The 14,221-nt window shown below is 73.4% G+C and carries 11 protein-coding genes and 1 rRNA gene; all 12 read left to right on the top strand.

The window, feature by feature from the left end; genetic code table 11:
- Window positions 1-28: 28 nt before the first annotated feature.
- Window positions 29-1,168, top strand: coding sequence for a sensor histidine kinase (locus BIV28_RS01740; protein ID WP_076258780.1), 1,140 nt, complete (start codon window positions 29-31; stop codon window positions 1,166-1,168).
- Between the two features lie 110 nt (window positions 1,169-1,278).
- Window positions 1,279-2,388 carry a phenylalanine--tRNA ligase subunit alpha gene (gene pheS, locus BIV28_RS01735; RefSeq protein WP_076258778.1) on the top strand — a complete coding sequence of 370 codons (1,110 nt, stop codon included), beginning with the start codon at window positions 1,279-1,281 and terminating at the stop codon, window positions 2,386-2,388.
- A gap of 4 nt (window positions 2,389-2,392) precedes the next feature.
- Window positions 2,393-4,951, top strand: coding sequence for a phenylalanine--tRNA ligase subunit beta (gene pheT / locus BIV28_RS01730; RefSeq protein WP_076258777.1), 2,559 nt, complete (start codon window positions 2,393-2,395; stop codon window positions 4,949-4,951).
- A 56-nt stretch (window positions 4,952-5,007) separates the two neighbouring features.
- Window positions 5,008-6,048 (top strand): N-acetyl-gamma-glutamyl-phosphate reductase, encoded by a 1,041-nt coding sequence (gene argC, locus BIV28_RS01725; protein WP_076258775.1) that lies wholly within the window; start codon window positions 5,008-5,010, stop codon window positions 6,046-6,048.
- A gap of 5 nt (window positions 6,049-6,053) precedes the next feature.
- Window positions 6,054-7,235: a bifunctional glutamate N-acetyltransferase/amino-acid acetyltransferase ArgJ gene (argJ, locus tag BIV28_RS01720; RefSeq protein ID WP_242652718.1), complete on the top strand. Its 1,182-nt coding sequence runs from the start codon at window positions 6,054-6,056 to the stop codon at window positions 7,233-7,235.
- Window positions 7,232-8,209 carry an acetylglutamate kinase gene (argB, locus tag BIV28_RS01715; protein ID WP_076258771.1) on the top strand — a complete coding sequence of 326 codons (978 nt, stop codon included), beginning with the start codon at window positions 7,232-7,234 and terminating at the stop codon, window positions 8,207-8,209. Before argJ ends, argB begins: the two co-directional genes overlap by 4 nt.
- Window positions 8,206-9,423, top strand: coding sequence for an acetylornithine transaminase (locus tag BIV28_RS01710; protein WP_076258769.1), 1,218 nt, complete (start codon window positions 8,206-8,208; stop codon window positions 9,421-9,423). The genes argB and BIV28_RS01710 overlap by 4 nt, the downstream gene beginning before the upstream one ends.
- Window positions 9,420-9,905 (top strand): arginine repressor, encoded by a 486-nt coding sequence (argR, locus tag BIV28_RS01705; RefSeq protein ID WP_076258767.1) that lies wholly within the window; start codon window positions 9,420-9,422, stop codon window positions 9,903-9,905. Before BIV28_RS01710 ends, argR begins: the two co-directional genes overlap by 4 nt.
- Window positions 9,906-9,966: 61 nt before the next feature.
- Window positions 9,967-11,439, top strand: a complete 1,473-nt coding sequence (gene argH, locus BIV28_RS01700) for an argininosuccinate lyase (protein WP_076258766.1) — start codon at window positions 9,967-9,969, stop codon at window positions 11,437-11,439.
- Between the two features lie 24 nt (window positions 11,440-11,463).
- Window positions 11,464-12,123, top strand: coding sequence for a DNA-3-methyladenine glycosylase (locus tag BIV28_RS01695; protein WP_076259383.1), 660 nt, complete (start codon window positions 11,464-11,466; stop codon window positions 12,121-12,123).
- A gap of 108 nt (window positions 12,124-12,231) precedes the next feature.
- Entirely contained in the window at window positions 12,232-13,494 is a 1,263-nt protein-coding gene (gene tyrS / locus BIV28_RS01690; protein ID WP_076258764.1) for a tyrosine--tRNA ligase, read from the top strand.
- A 616-nt stretch (window positions 13,495-14,110) separates the two neighbouring features.
- Window positions 14,111-14,221, top strand: a 16S ribosomal RNA gene (locus BIV28_RS01685); the annotation flags it as partial.

The following is a 14,221-nucleotide window of genomic DNA, read 5'->3' as shown; positions in this document are numbered from 1 at the left end:
CGCCCCGGGGCGTGGCTATCCTCGCTCCATGACCCGCGTCGACGGTTCCGGCGACCACCTGCCCCGGTCCGCGGACGCCGTGGCTCCCGTGGCGATGATGGGCGAGCTGCTGCCCGACGGTCTCGTCGTCGTCGGCCCCGACCGTCGCATCCGCTTCGTCAACGGCGAGGCGGCGCGCATCCTCACCTGCACGGCCGAGGAGCTCGTCGGCCGCCCCCTCGACGAGGGCCTGCCCTTCACCGACAAGTACGGCCGGGCGTGGTGGGAGCACACCGACCCGTGGGGCGGCCTCCCCTCGAGCCGTGGTCACCGCGAGAAGCTGCTCGTGGCGCCGGCGGGGCAGGACGTCCTCGTCACGGCCCGGTACGTCCGCGGCGACGACGGCGGCGTCGAACGGATCATGCTCGGCCTGCGCGACGCCGAGGCCCGCCAGCGCGCCGAGCGCGAGCAGGCGACGGTGCTCTCGACCGTCGCCCACGAGCTGCGGGCGCCCCTGACGTCGGTCACCGGCTTCACGAGCAGCCTGCTGCGGCGGTGGGACCGATTCACCGACGACCAGAAGCGCCTCATGATCGAGACCATCGAGTCCGACGCGACGCGCCTGACGCGGCTCATCACCGAGCTGCTCGACATCTCGCGCCTCGACTCCGACAGCCTCAACCTGCGCCTCGGCCCCGTCGACCTGCACGCGATGCTCGCCGGTCACGTCGCCCGGTACGAGGTGGGTCGGGCGCCGGGCGCGGTCGCCCTGCGGCTCGGGCCCGTGGCCGGCGCCCGCGGGCTGCCGGAGATGTGGGCCGACACCGACCGTCTCGAGCAGATCTTCTTCAACCTCATCGAGAACGCCCTCCAGCACGGCGATGGCCCGGTCACCGTGACCCTCGAGCGCGACGGCGCCCGCCAGGGGTCGCGCGAGGCGTCCGGCGTCGAGTCGGTCGTCGTCCACGTCGACGACGAGGGTGACGGCATCGCGCCCGCGGACCGCGACAAGGTGTTCGGCCGGTTCTGGCACGGACCGTCGAACGCGAGCACCGGCCTGGGGCTCTACGTCGTGCGCGGGCTCGTCGAGGCGCACGGCGGCACGGTCCACGTCTCCGACAACGAGGCCGGGGGCGCCCGCTTCGTCGTGCGCCTGCCCGCGGGCCTGCCGGCGGTCGTCGACCCCTGACGCCGCGAGCAGGCGGGTCGGCGGGACGCCGCGGAAACCGGTTCGACGCCGCCCCTAGACTGGCTGCCCAGAACCGACCCGCACCCGAGCGAGAGCAGCCACGCACGCCGATGTCCGGACCCAACACGAACTACGACCCGGTCGAGGTCTCCGCCCTCGACCCGGCACAGATCGACGCCGCCGTCGAGGAGGCCCTCGCCGCGATCGCGGCCGCCACCTCCCTCGACGACCTCAAGGCCGTGCGCACCGCCCACCAGGGCGAGAAAAGCGCCCTGGCCCTCGCCAACCGCGAGATCGGCGCCCTGCCCCCGAGCGCCAAGGCCGAGGCCGGCAAGCGGGTCGGCCAGGCGCGCGGACGCGTCGGCCAGGCCGTCGCCGCGCGACAGGTGCAGCTCGAGGCCGAGCGCGACGAGCGCATCCTCGTCGAGGAGCGCGTCGACGTCACGGTCCCGGTCGACCGCCGGCCCCTCGGGTCGCGCCACCCCATCGAGCTGACGGCCCAGCGCCTCGTCGACGCCTTCGTCGGGATGGGCTGGGAGGTCGCCGAGGGCCCCGAGCTCGAGAGCGAGTGGCTCAACTTCGACGCCCTCAACCTCGGCCCGGACCACCCTGCCCGGCAGATGCAGGACACCTTCTTCCTCGACCCGGTCGACTCCGGCCTCGTGCTGCGCACCCAGACCTCCCCGGTGCAGATCCGCACGATGCTCGAGAAGGAGCCGCCGATCTACATCGTCGCGCCGGGCAAGGTGTTCCGCACCGACGACCTCGACGCCACGCACACCCCGGTCTTCCACCAGATCGAGTGCCTCGCCATCGACAAGGGCCTGACGATGGCCCACCTGCGCGGCGCGCTCGACGCGTTCGTGCGCATCATGTTCGGCGAGGACACCCGCACCCGGGTGCGCGCCAACTACTTCCCGTTCACCGAGCCGAGCATGGAGACCGACTTCCTCTGCTTCGCCTGCCACGGCGCCGAGACGTGGGGCACGCCGGAGCAGTGCCGCACGTGCGGCGGCTCGGGGTGGATCGAGCTCGGTGGCTCGGGCATGGTCAACCGCAAGGTGCTGCGCACGTGCGGGATCGACCCCGACGTCTACTCCGGCTTCGCGTTCGGCCTCGGCATCGAGCGCGCGCTCATGCTGCGCCACGGGGTGCAGGGGATGCACGAGATGGTCGAGGGCGACGTCCGCTTCTCGCAGCAGTTCGGAATGGGGGCCTGACCCGATGCGCATGCCACTGACCTGGCTCGCCGAGTACACCGACCTGCCCGCGGGCGCCACCGGCGCCGACGTCGCGGCCGGTCTCGTGAGCGTCGGCCTCGAGGAGGAGGACCTCCACGGCGGCGACATCACCGGCCCGCTCGTCGTCGGCCGCGTCCTCGAGTTCGTCGAGGAGCCGCAGAAGAACGGCAAGACGATCCGCTGGTGCACCGTCGACGTCGGCGAGAACGGCCAGATGGTCTCCGAGGGCAAGCCCCAGGAGATCGTCTGCGGTGCCGACAACTTCGCGGTCGGCGACCTCGTCGTCGTCGTGCTGCCCGGGGCGACGCTGCCCGGCGGCTTCCACATCGCCGCCCGCAAGACCTACGGCCATGTGTCCAACGGCATGATCTGCGCCGAGGACGAGCTCGGCATCGGCCACGACCACAGCGGCATCATCGTGCTCGAGCGCCTGCTCGGCGCCGAGAAGGCCGCCGAGGTGCGCCCCGGCGACGACGCCATCGCCCTGCTCGGCCTCGCCGAGGAGACCGTCGAGACGAACGTGACGCCCGACCGCGGCTACTGCTTCTCGGTCCGCGGCCTGGCCCGCGAGTACTGGCACAGCCAGGGCAGCCCGGCCGGCGGCTTCCGCGACCCCGCCGCCGTCGACGTGCCGGCGGCCAACGAGGCCGGCCACCCGGTCCGCGTCGAGGACGACGAGCCGCTCGAGGGCGTCATCGGCTGCGACCGGTTCGTGGCGCGCGTCGTGCGCGGCATCGACCCGACGCGTCCGTCCCCGTCGTGGATGCAGAAGCGCCTGACCCAGATGGGCATGCGCCCGATCTCCCTCGCCGTCGACGTGACGAACTACGTCATGCTCGCCGTCGGGCAGCCCCTGCACGCCTACGACCTGGCCAAGCTCGACGGCCCGATCGTCGTGCGCCGGGCGCGGGCGGGGGAGTCGCTGACCACCCTCGACGACGTCGAGCGCACCCTGTCCACCGAGGACCTCCTCATCACCGACTCCGGTGAGCGACCCCTCGCCATCGCCGGTGTCATGGGCGGCGCGTCCTCCGAGGTCGACGACGCCACCACCGACGTCCTCGTCGAGGCGGCGCACTTCGACCCGACGACGGTGGCGCGCTCCTCGCGCCGGCACCGCCTCGTCACCGAGGCGTCCAAGCGCTTCGAGCGCGGTGTCGACCCCGAGGTCACCCCGGCGGCCGCCCAGCTCGCCGTCGACCTGCTCGTCGAGTTCGGCGGCGGCACCGTCGACCCCGGCGTCACCGACCTCGACGCCACCACCGACCGCCAGGCCTACCTGCTCGACGTCACCGAGCCGGGCCGCATCATCGGCATCGACTACCCGCGTGAGCGCGTCCTGCAGATCCTGCGCGACCTCGGCTGCACCGTCGACGAACAGGGCACCGGCACCGACGCCGGGCACGTCCTCGTCACGCCGCCGTCGTGGCGCCCCGACCTCGTCGACGCGCCTGACTACGCCGAGGAGGTCGCGCGGATCGACGGGTACAACAACATCCCGTCGGTCATCCCGACCCCCTCCCAGGGCCGCGGCCTGACGCACGCCCAGCGCACCCGGCGGCTCGTGGCCGACGCCCTCGCCGGCGCGGGCTACACCGAGGTGCTCAGCTACCCGTTCGTCGCCGAGGAGCTCTCCGACCAGCTCGGGCTGCCCGCCGACGACGACCGCCGCCAGGCGGTCCGGGTCGCCAACCCGCTGTCGGAGGAGCGTCCGCTGCTGCGCACCACGGTGCTGGCCAGCCTCGTCGACGTCCTGCGGCGCAACGTCGCCCGCGGCCACAAGGACGTCGCGCTCTACGAGGTCGGTCTCGTGTTCCGCCCAGGCGGTCCGCTGGCCAAGGCCCCGGTCCCCGGCGTCGGTCAGCGCCCCGACGACGCGACGCTCGAGGACCTCTACGCCGCCGTCCCGCCGCAGCCGCGCCGGGCGGCCCTCGTGGCCACCGGCCAAGCCGAGCCCGCCGGCTGGTGGGGCCCCGGGCGCGCCGCCGACTGGAGCGACATGGTCGCGGCGGTCCAGGGCGTCGCGGCGGCGCTCGCGGTGCCGGTCGTCGTCACGGCCGACGCCGACCACGCCCCGTGGCACCCGGGCCGGTGCGCGCGCATCAGCCTGCCCGACGGCACCCTCGTCGGCCACGCGGGAGAGCTGCACCCGAAGGCCCTCGCGGCCCTCGAGCTGCCGGCGCGCACCGTCGCGGCCGAGTTCGACGTCGACGTGCTCATCGCCGCGAGCGAGGAGCCGGTCCAGGCCACCGCGTTCTCGACGTTCCCGCCGGCCCTGACCGACGTCGCGCTCCTCGTCGCGAGCGACGTGGCCGCCGCCGACGTCGAGCGGGCCCTGCGGGCCGGGGCGGGCGAGGCGCTCGAGTCGATCACGCTCTTCGACGTCTACGAGGGGGAGCGCGTCGAGGCCGGGCACCGGTCCCTCGCCTACCGGCTCACCTTCCGGGCCGCCGACCGGACGCTGACCACCGACGAGGTCAACGCCTTCCGCGACGCCGCGGTGGCCTCGGCCGCCGAAGCCACGGGGGCCGTCCAGCGCTGAGACGCGACCCGGTCGCCCCATGCAGAAGTATGCATAGGCGTGTATAGTCATGCATCGTGACCAGGGCAGCAGTGGCGGGAGCGAGCGGCTACGCCGGAGGAGAGATCCTCCGGCTGCTGCTCGCCCACCCGCAGATCGAGGTCGGGGCCGTCACGGCGGCCAGCAGTGCGGGTGGACGGCTCGGGGGCGTTCACCCGCACCTGACCCCGCTCGCGGACCGGGTCCTCGAGCCGACCACCGCCGAGACCCTCGCGGGCCACGACGTCGTCTTCCTCGCCCTGCCGCACGGCCACTCGGCCGCCATCGCGGCGGCCCTCGGTGACGACGTCGTCGTCATCGACTGCGGCGCCGACTTCCGGCTCGAGTCCGCCGAGGCGTGGACCACCTTCTACGACACGCCGCACGCCGGGTCCTGGCCCTACGGCCTGCCCGAGCTCCCGCTCGCCACCGGCACGCAGCGCGAGGCGCTCGCCGGTGCGACGCGCATCGCGGTGCCCGGGTGCTACCCGACCGGCGTCTCGCTCGCGCTCGCGCCCGGCTTCGCGGCCGGCATCCTCGAGCCCGACGACGTCGTCGTCGTCGCGGCGTCCGGCACCTCGGGCGCCGGCAAGTCGCTCAAGCCCCACCTGCTCGGCGCCGAGGTCATGGGCGCGATGTCGCCCTACGGCGTCGGCGGCGGGCACCGGCACACCCCGGAGATCGAGCAGAACCTGGGCCGCGCGGGCGGTGCCCCGGTGACCGTCTCGTTCACCCCGACGCTCGCCCCGATGCCGCGCGGCATCCTCGCGACGTGCACGGCCCGGCTCGTGCCCGGCACCGACCCGGCCGCGGTCCGCGAGGCGTGGGAGAAGGCCTACGCGTCCGAGCCCTTCGTCCACGTCCTGCCCGAGGGCAGCTGGCCCTCGACCGGCAGCGTCGTCGGCAGCAACAACGTCCTGGTCCAGGTCGCCATCGACGAGCGGCTCGGCCGCGTCGTCGTCGTCTCGGCCGTCGACAACCTCACCAAGGGCACGGCCGGGGCCGCCGTCCAGTGCGCCAACCTCGCCCTCGGTCTCGACGAGACCCTCGGCCTGCCGGTCGCGGGGGTGGCCCCGTGAGCCCCGTGAGCCCTGTGAGCACCGAGTCCACCCGGCCCGCCGTCCGCCTGCCGAAGGGGTTCCGCGCCGCCGGCGTCACCGCCGGTCTCAAGGCCAGCGGCCGGCCCGACGTGGCGCTCGTCGTCAACGACGGGCCCGACCACCACGCTGCCGCCGTCTTCACGAGCAACCGGGTCGAGGCGGCGCCGGTCACGTGGTCACGCCAGGTCGTCGCCGACCGGCGCGTCGACGCGGTCGTCCTCAACTCCGGTGGCGCCAACGCCTGCACCGGCGCGCAGGGCTTCCTCGACACGCACCGCACCGCCGAGCACGTCGCCGAGGTCGTCGGCACGTCGGCCGGCGACGTCGTCGTCTGCTCCACCGGGCTCATCGGCGAGCTGCTCCCGATGGACCGGCTGCTCGCCGGCGTCGACGCCGCGGCGACCGCGCTGAGCCCCGACGGCCACGAGGACGCTGCCGTCGCGATCATGACCACCGACACCGTCCGCAAGGTCGCCACGTACCCGGGGGAGGGCTGGAGCGTCTCGGGGATGGCCAAGGGCGCCGGCATGCTCGCCCCCGCGCTCGCGACGATGCTCGTCGTGCTCACGACCGACGCCGTGGTCGACCCCGCCGAGCTCGACGCCGCCCTGCGCGCCGCGACGAGCGTCTCGTTCGACCGCATCGACTCCGACGCGTGCATGTCGACGAACGACACCGTCGTCGTGCTCGCCTCGGGGGCCTCGGGCGTCCGCGTCGGGGCCGCCGAGCTGACCGACGTGCTCACCGCCGTCAGCGCCGACCTGGCCCGGCAGCTCATCGGCGACGCCGAGGGCGCGAGCCACGACATTGCCATCGAGGTGCGCGGCGCGGCGTCGGTCGACGACGCGCTCGAGGTGGCCCGGGCCGTGGCCCGCAACAACCTCTTCAAGTGCGCCGTCTTCGGCAACGACCCCAACTGGGGCCGGGTGCTCGCCGCCGTCGGCACCACTCGCGCCGCCTTCGACCCCGCCGTCCTCGACGTCGCCATGAACGGCGTCCAGGTGTGCCGGGCGGGCGGTGTCGGCCAGGACCGCTCGCTCGTCGACCTCACCGCCCGCGAGGTCCACGTGCTCGTCGACCTCCACGCCGGCGCAGAGACCGCGACGGTCTGGACCAACGACCTGACCCACGACTACGTCCACGAGAACTCGGCCTACAGCACATGACCCGCACCAGCCCCGTCAACCCGACCCAGCGCAACCTGCGCGGGCTCATCGACGCCGCCTCGATCCGCGTCGCCGCCAGCAAGGCCGCGACGCTCGTCGAGGCGCTGCCGTGGCTCGAGCGCTTCCGCGGCGCGCTCGTCGTCGTCAAGTACGGCGGCAACGCGATGGTCGACGAGGGGCTGAAGAAGGCCTTCGCCGAGGACGTCGCCTTCCTGCGGTACGCCGGCCTGCGCCCCGTCGTCGTCCACGGCGGCGGGCCGCAGATCAAGGCGATGCTCGACCGCGTCGGCCTCGAGAGCGAGTTCCGGGGCGGGCTGCGGGTCACGACGCCCGAGGTCATGGACGTCGTCCGGATGGTCCTCACCGGCCAGGTCGGCCGCGAGCTCGTCGGGCTGCTCAACCAGCACGGCCCGATCGCCGTGGGGCTCTCGGGTGAGGACGCGTCGCTGCTCGGCGCCCGACGCCGCAGCACGCTCGTCGACGGCGAGGAGGTCGACCTCGGCCTCGTCGGCGACGTCGAGAGCGTCAACCCGTCGGCGATCCTCGACATCCTCGACGCCGGCCGCGTCCCCGTCGTCTCGACGGTGGCCCCCGACCTCGACGTCGACGGCCAGGTGCTCAACGTCAACGCCGACTCGGCCGCCGCCGCGATCGCCGTGGCGCTGCAGGCCGAGAAGCTCGTCGTGCTCACCGACGTCGAGGGCATCTACGCCTCCTGGCCCGACCGCAGCTCGCTGCTGTCGACGATCGACCTCACCGCCGCGCGCGAGCTGCTGACCCGCGTCGACGCGGGGATGGTCCCCAAGCTCGAGGCGTGCATCCGCGCCGTCGAGGGCGGCGTCCCGCAGACGCACGTCGTCGACGGGCGCGCACCGCACTCGATCCTGCTCGAGATCTTCACCGACGAGGGGATCGGCACCATGGTCCTGCCCGACATCCGCCCGACCTTCGACGCCGACGGGAGCCCCGCATGACGACCGGCACCTCCGCCCCGCACGCGACAGGGCAGCAGCTGCTCGACCGGTACGCCGGCTCGCTCGTGCAGGTCTTCGGCACGCCGCAGCTCGTCCTCGCCTCGGGCCACGGCTGCTGGGTCACCGACGTCGACGGCAACCGCTACCTCGACCTGCTCTCGGGCATCGCCGTCAACGCCCTGGGGCACGGCCACCCTGCCCTCGTGCAGGCCGTGGCCAAGCAGGCCGAGCAGGCGATCCACGTGTCCAACTTCTTCACCTCCGAGCCGGCGATCCTGCTCGCCGAGCGGCTCCTGTCGCTCGCGAAGGCCCCCGCGGGCTCGGGCGTCTTCTTCGCCAACTCCGGCACCGAGGCCACCGAGGCGGCGATCAAGCTGTCGCGCCGCACCGGTCGCACCCGCATCGTCGCCCTCGAGGGCGCCTTCCACGGCCGGTCCACGGGCGCCCTCGCGCTGACGCACAAGGAGGCCTACCGGGCACCCTTCGAGCCGCTCATCCCCGAGGTCGTGTTCGTGCCCGCGGGCGACGCCGACGCCCTGCGCGCGGTCGTCGACGAGCAGACGGCCGCGGTGGTCCTCGAGCCCGTCCAGGGCGAGGCGGGCGTCCGCGAGCTGCCGGACGACTACCTGCGCCTGGCCCGGGAGCTGACGTCCGCGCACGGCGCGCTGCTCGTGCTCGACGAGATCCAGAGCGGCATCGGGCGCACCGGCGACTGGTTCGCCCACCAGCGCTCGGGCATCGTCCCCGACGCCATGACGCTCGCCAAGGGCCTCGGCGGCGGCGTGCCGATCGGGGCCCTCGTGACGTTCGGCCCCGACGTCACGACGATGCTCTCGGCCGGCCAGCACGGCACGACCTTCGGCGGCAACCCGCTCGCGTGCGCGGCCGGGCTCGCGGTGCTCGACACCATCGAGCGCGACGACCTGCTCGGCAACGTCCGACGCGTCGGCGCCCTGCTCGACACCCTCGACGTGCCGGGGGTCAGCGGCACCCGCGGTCGTGGGCTGCTGCGCGCGATCGAGCTCGACGGCGTCCCGTCGGCCGCCGCGATGGCGGCAGCGCGGGAGGCGGGCTACATCGTCAACGCCGTCACGCCGACGGCGCTGCGCCTCGCACCGCCCCTCGTCATCACCGAAGCCGAGCTGCAGGGCTTCCTCGGCGACCTGCCGGCGATCCTGTCGGCCGCCCGCGACCTCGGGGCGGGCACGCCGTGAGCCGCACCCAGCGCCAGCGCCGCATCGTCGAGCTGCTCGGCCAGCACCCGGTGCACAGCCAGGGCGAGCTGGCCGACCTCCTCGTCGCCGACGGCATCGAGGTCACCCAGGCGACGCTCTCGCGCGACCTCGTCGAGGTCGGTGCCGTCAAGGTGCGCCGCGACCGCGCGCTCGTCTACGCCGTGCCGGGCGAGGGCGGGGAGGTCGCCGCCGTCGGCTCGCTCGGCGACTCCGCGTCGGCCCGCCTGCGCCGCACGTGCGAGGAGCTGCTCGTGTCGGCCACGGCCGCCGGGCAGCTCGTCGTCCTGCGCACGCCGCCCGGCGCGGCCAACTACCTCGCGTCCGCCATCGACCAGACGCGCGACCCCGACGTCGTGGGCACCATCGCCGGCGACGACACGATCATGATCGTCACCGACGGGCCCGAGCGCGCCGTCGCGGTCGCCGACCGCCTCCTCGCGCTCGCCGGCACCCGCGAGTGACGCCCCCGCACGTCCCCACAGCACGTCCCCACCGCACCCCCGCCACCTCCAGGAGGACCCGATGCCGACCGACGCCACCCCCACCACGCCGGAGCCCGGCGTCGAGCAGGGCGAGGCCGGCGAGGGCCGCGTCAGCCTCTGGGGCGGACGGTTCAGCGGCGGGCCCGACCAGGCCCTCGCCGCCCTGAGCAAGAGCACCCACTTCGACTGGCGGCTCGCGCCGCACGACATCGCCGGCTCCCGGGCCCACGCCCGCGTCCTCGCCACGGCGGGGCTGCTGTCCGACGAGCACCTCTCCGGGATGCTCGATGGCCTGGACCGGCTCGAGGCCGACGTGCTGAGCGGGGCGTTCGTGCCGGCGGAGGACGACGAGGACGTCCACACGGCCCTCGAGCGCGGCCTCATCGACCGCGTCGGCCCCGACCTCGGTGGCCGCCTGCGAGCCGGCCGCTCCCGCAACGACCAGGTCGCGACGCTGTTCCGGATGTACCTGCGCAAGCACGCCCGCGTCGTCGGCGGCCTCGTCCTCGACGTCGTCGACGCGCTCGTGACCCAGGCCGAGCGCCACCACGGGGTGCCGATGCCGGGGCGCACCCACCTGCAGCACGCCCAGCCTGTGCTCCTCGGCCACCACCTGCTCGCCCACGCGTGGGCGCTGCTGCGCGACGTCGACCGGCTCCGCGACTGGGACGCCCGCACGGACGCCTCGCCGTACGGGTCCGGCGCGCTCGCCGGCTCCTCGCTCGGGCTCGACCCCGAGGCCGTCGCCCGCGACCTCGGCTTCAGCCGCGCCGTCGAGAACTCCATCGACGGCACGGCCTCGCGCGACTTCGTCGCCGAGTTCGCCTTCGTCGCCGCCATGACGGCCGTCGACGTCTCCCGGATCGCCGAGGAAGTCGTCATCTGGGCGACGAAGGAGTTCTCCTTCGTCACGCTGCACGACTCGTACTCGACCGGGTCGAGCATCATGCCGCAGAAGAAGAACCCCGACGTCGCCGAGCTGGCCCGCGGCAAGGCCGGCCGTCTCGTCGGCGACCTCGCCGGGCTGCTGACGACGCTCAAGGCGCTGCCGCTCGCGTACAACCGCGACCTGCAGGAGGACAAGGAACCGGTCTTCGACGCGGTCGACACCCTCGAGGTGCTGCTGCCGGCGTTCTCCGGGATGGTCGCCACCCTGACCTTCCACACCGAGCGCCTGGCCTCGCTCGCGCCGCAGGGCTTCGCCCTCGCCACCGACGTCGCCGAGTGGCTCGTCCGCGAGGGCGTGCCGTTCCGCGTCGCCCACGAGGTGGCCGGGGAGTGCGTGCGGGTCTGCGAGTCGCGCGACATCGAGCTGTGGGACCTCACCGACGACGACTTCGCGGCGATCAGCGAGCACCTGACGCCCGGCGTCCGGTCGGTCCTCTCGGTCGAGGGCTCGCTCGCCTCGCGCGACGCCGCCGGCGGGACCGCGCCGGTCCGGGTCGCCGAGCAGCTCGAGGCGGCACGCGGGCGCCTCGCCGCCGCGCGCGAGTGGACGGCCGCTAGCGTCTGACGGGTGACCGACGCCGTCGCCCCGATGCCCGCCGACGGGCCCGACCCGTCGGCGGGGGAGCGGCTGCCCCGCGCGTTCTTCGCCCGTCCCGTCCTCGAGGTCGCCCCCGACCTGCTCGGCTGCACCGTCACGCACGGGGGCGTGACGCTGCGCCTCACCGAGGTCGAGGCCTACGCCGGTGAGGTCGACCCGGGCTCGCACGCCTTCCGGGGCCCGACGCCGCGCACCCGGGTCATGTTCGGCCCCGCCGGGTTCCTCTACGTGTACTTCACCTACGGCCACCACTGGTGCGCCAACCTCGTCGCGGGCGAGGAGGGCAGCGCGTCTGCCGTGCTGCTGCGTGGCGGGGAGGTCGTCGACGGCCACGACGTCGCCGCGGCGCGACGCGTCGGGCAGCGGGAGCGCGACTGGGCCCGGGGCCCGGGTCGGCTGGGGCAGGTGCTGGCGCTCGGGGCGTCCGAGACTGGTCGCGACTTCTGCCGGCCCCCGGTCGGTGACCCCGTCGACCTCGTCGTCCGCGCTCCCGACGGTCCCCCCGACGTCGCCCGCGTGCGCACGGGCCCGCGCGTCGGCGTCAGCGGACCGGGTGGTGACGGGGCCGTGTTCCCGTGGCGCTTCTGGCTGGAGGGGGAGCCGACGGTGTCGGCGTACCGACCCGGCGTGGTGCGGCGGCGTCGGCCGTGATGTGGGACGACCGGCAACCCGTTGGCCGAGGCCGGTCGGCGTAGGGCAGGCTGTGCGCGTGGGCACCCGGCCCGCACCGACTCAGGCGACCGAGAGGAACCGATACCCGTGACCGACATCTTCGACGAGCTGCAGTGGCGCGGCCTGGTGGCGCAGACCACCGACGAGGCGGCGCTGCGCGAGGCACTCGCCGACGGGCCGATCACGCTGTATTGCGGCTTCGACCCGAGCGCGCCCTCGCTGCACTTCGGCAACTTCGTCCAGCTGTCGGTCATGCGGCGGATGCAGGCGGCGGGACACCGCGTCATCTGCCTCGTCGGCGGGTCCACCGGCCTCATCGGAGACCCCAAGCCCGACTCCGAGCGCGTCCTGCAGGACAAGGACACGATCGCGGCGTCGGTGGCGCGCATCCAGCAGCTCGTGGGGCCGCTGCTCGACTTCGAGGGCGACAACCCGGCCGTGCTCGTCAACAACCTCGACTGGACGGCGCCGATGAGCGCCATCGACTTCCTGCGCGACGTCGGCCGGCACTTCCGGGTCAACCAGATGATCCGCAAGGAGGCCGTGGCGCGGCGCCTCGAGAGCGACCAGGGCATCTCGTACACCGAGTTCAGCTACCAGATGCTCCAGGCGCTCGACTACCTCGAGCTGTTCCGCAACCGGGGGTGCGTGCTCCAGATCGGTGGCAGCGACCAGTGGGGCAACATCACGGCCGGCGTCGACCTCGTGCACCGGGCCGAGGGACGGTCGGTGCACGCCCTGGCGACGCCGCTGCTCGTCGACTCGACCGGGCGCAAGTTCGGCAAGTCGGAGGGCAACGCGGTGTGGCTCAGCGCCGACATGACGAGCCCGTACGCCTTCTACCAGTACTTCCTCAACGTCGAGGACGCCTCGGTCGTCGGGATGCTCAAGGCGTTGTCCGACCGTTCCCGCGAGGAGATCGGCGAGCTCGAGCGGCAGGTGGCCGAGCAGCCGTTCCGGCGGGCGGCCCAGCGTGCCCTGGCCGCCGACGTCACGACGCTCGTCCACGGTCCGGCTGCCACCGAGTCGGTGCAGGCGGCCTCGGAGGCGCTCTTCGGCAAGGGCGACCTCGGCGTCCTCGACGCCTCGACGCTCAAGGACGCCACCTCCGAGCTGCCGGGCGCCGACGTCGCGGTCGGCGGGTCGTTCGTCGACGCGCTCGTGGCGGTCGGCCTGGTCGAGTCGCGCAATGCAGCCCGTCGGGCGATCGCCGACGGGGGAGCCTCGCTCAACAACGCCAAGGTCAGCGACCCCGAGCTCGTGCTCACCGAGGGGGACTTCCTCCACGGCGAGGTGGCCGTCCTCAAGCGGGGCCGGCGCAACCTGGCGGCGGCGCGACGCTCGGGCTGACGCCCCTCCGTGCGTGCCCGAGCGCCCCTTTGGGGCTCTCAAGGCAGATGAACGGCCGGATTCCGTTGTGGTGCAACGGGATCCGGCCGTTTCTGCGTCTGCGGGGGCCGGGATTTGTGTTTCTCGCGGGGCCCGGGCTACTGTTCTCTTCGTCAGCCCGACAGGGAGGAACGGACGCCACGGCGGTCGAGTGAATCGATCGCGAAGTTGGCCGGTCCCGAGGTTGACGTCAGGCGGGTCCACGGCCACTCGATGGTCGTTCGTCCGCCTCGCCCCAGCCCGGTTCGGTGGGGCTCGAGCAGCCGCTCCACGGAGCGCCGCCCGAGTTGACCGAGACCGAGCGAGCGGGTAAGTTTGAAGGGTTGCCCCGGAGGCCGGGCCCGCGTTGGTGGGTGTGGTTGATGGTGTGTGTCTGATGCTTGAGAACTCAACAGCGTGTCAAAAATCGATGCCAATACCTCGTCTCGAGGGGCCGGCGTTGCTCGTGCTCATCATGGGTGCGGGTGGCTGGTTTCTTGGATGATTATATTTCTTTGGTTGACAACGACGATCAGTATTTTTGCTGGTTGTTCGGCTCAGCCTGGATCATTTTTACCCTTCGTGGGTTGAACAAACATCAACGGAGAGTTTGATCCTGGCTCAGGACGAACGCTGGCGGCGTGCTTAACACATGCAAGTCGAACGGTGACGATCAAGCTTGCTTGGTCTGATCAGTGGCGAACGGGTG

The organism is Intrasporangium flavum, from assembly GCF_001956915.1.
Classification (GTDB): domain Bacteria; phylum Actinomycetota; class Actinomycetes; order Actinomycetales; family Dermatophilaceae; genus Monashia; species Monashia flava.
Note: the sequence above shows the minus strand (reverse complement) of the source record. Positions and strands in the feature narration are given on the sequence as shown.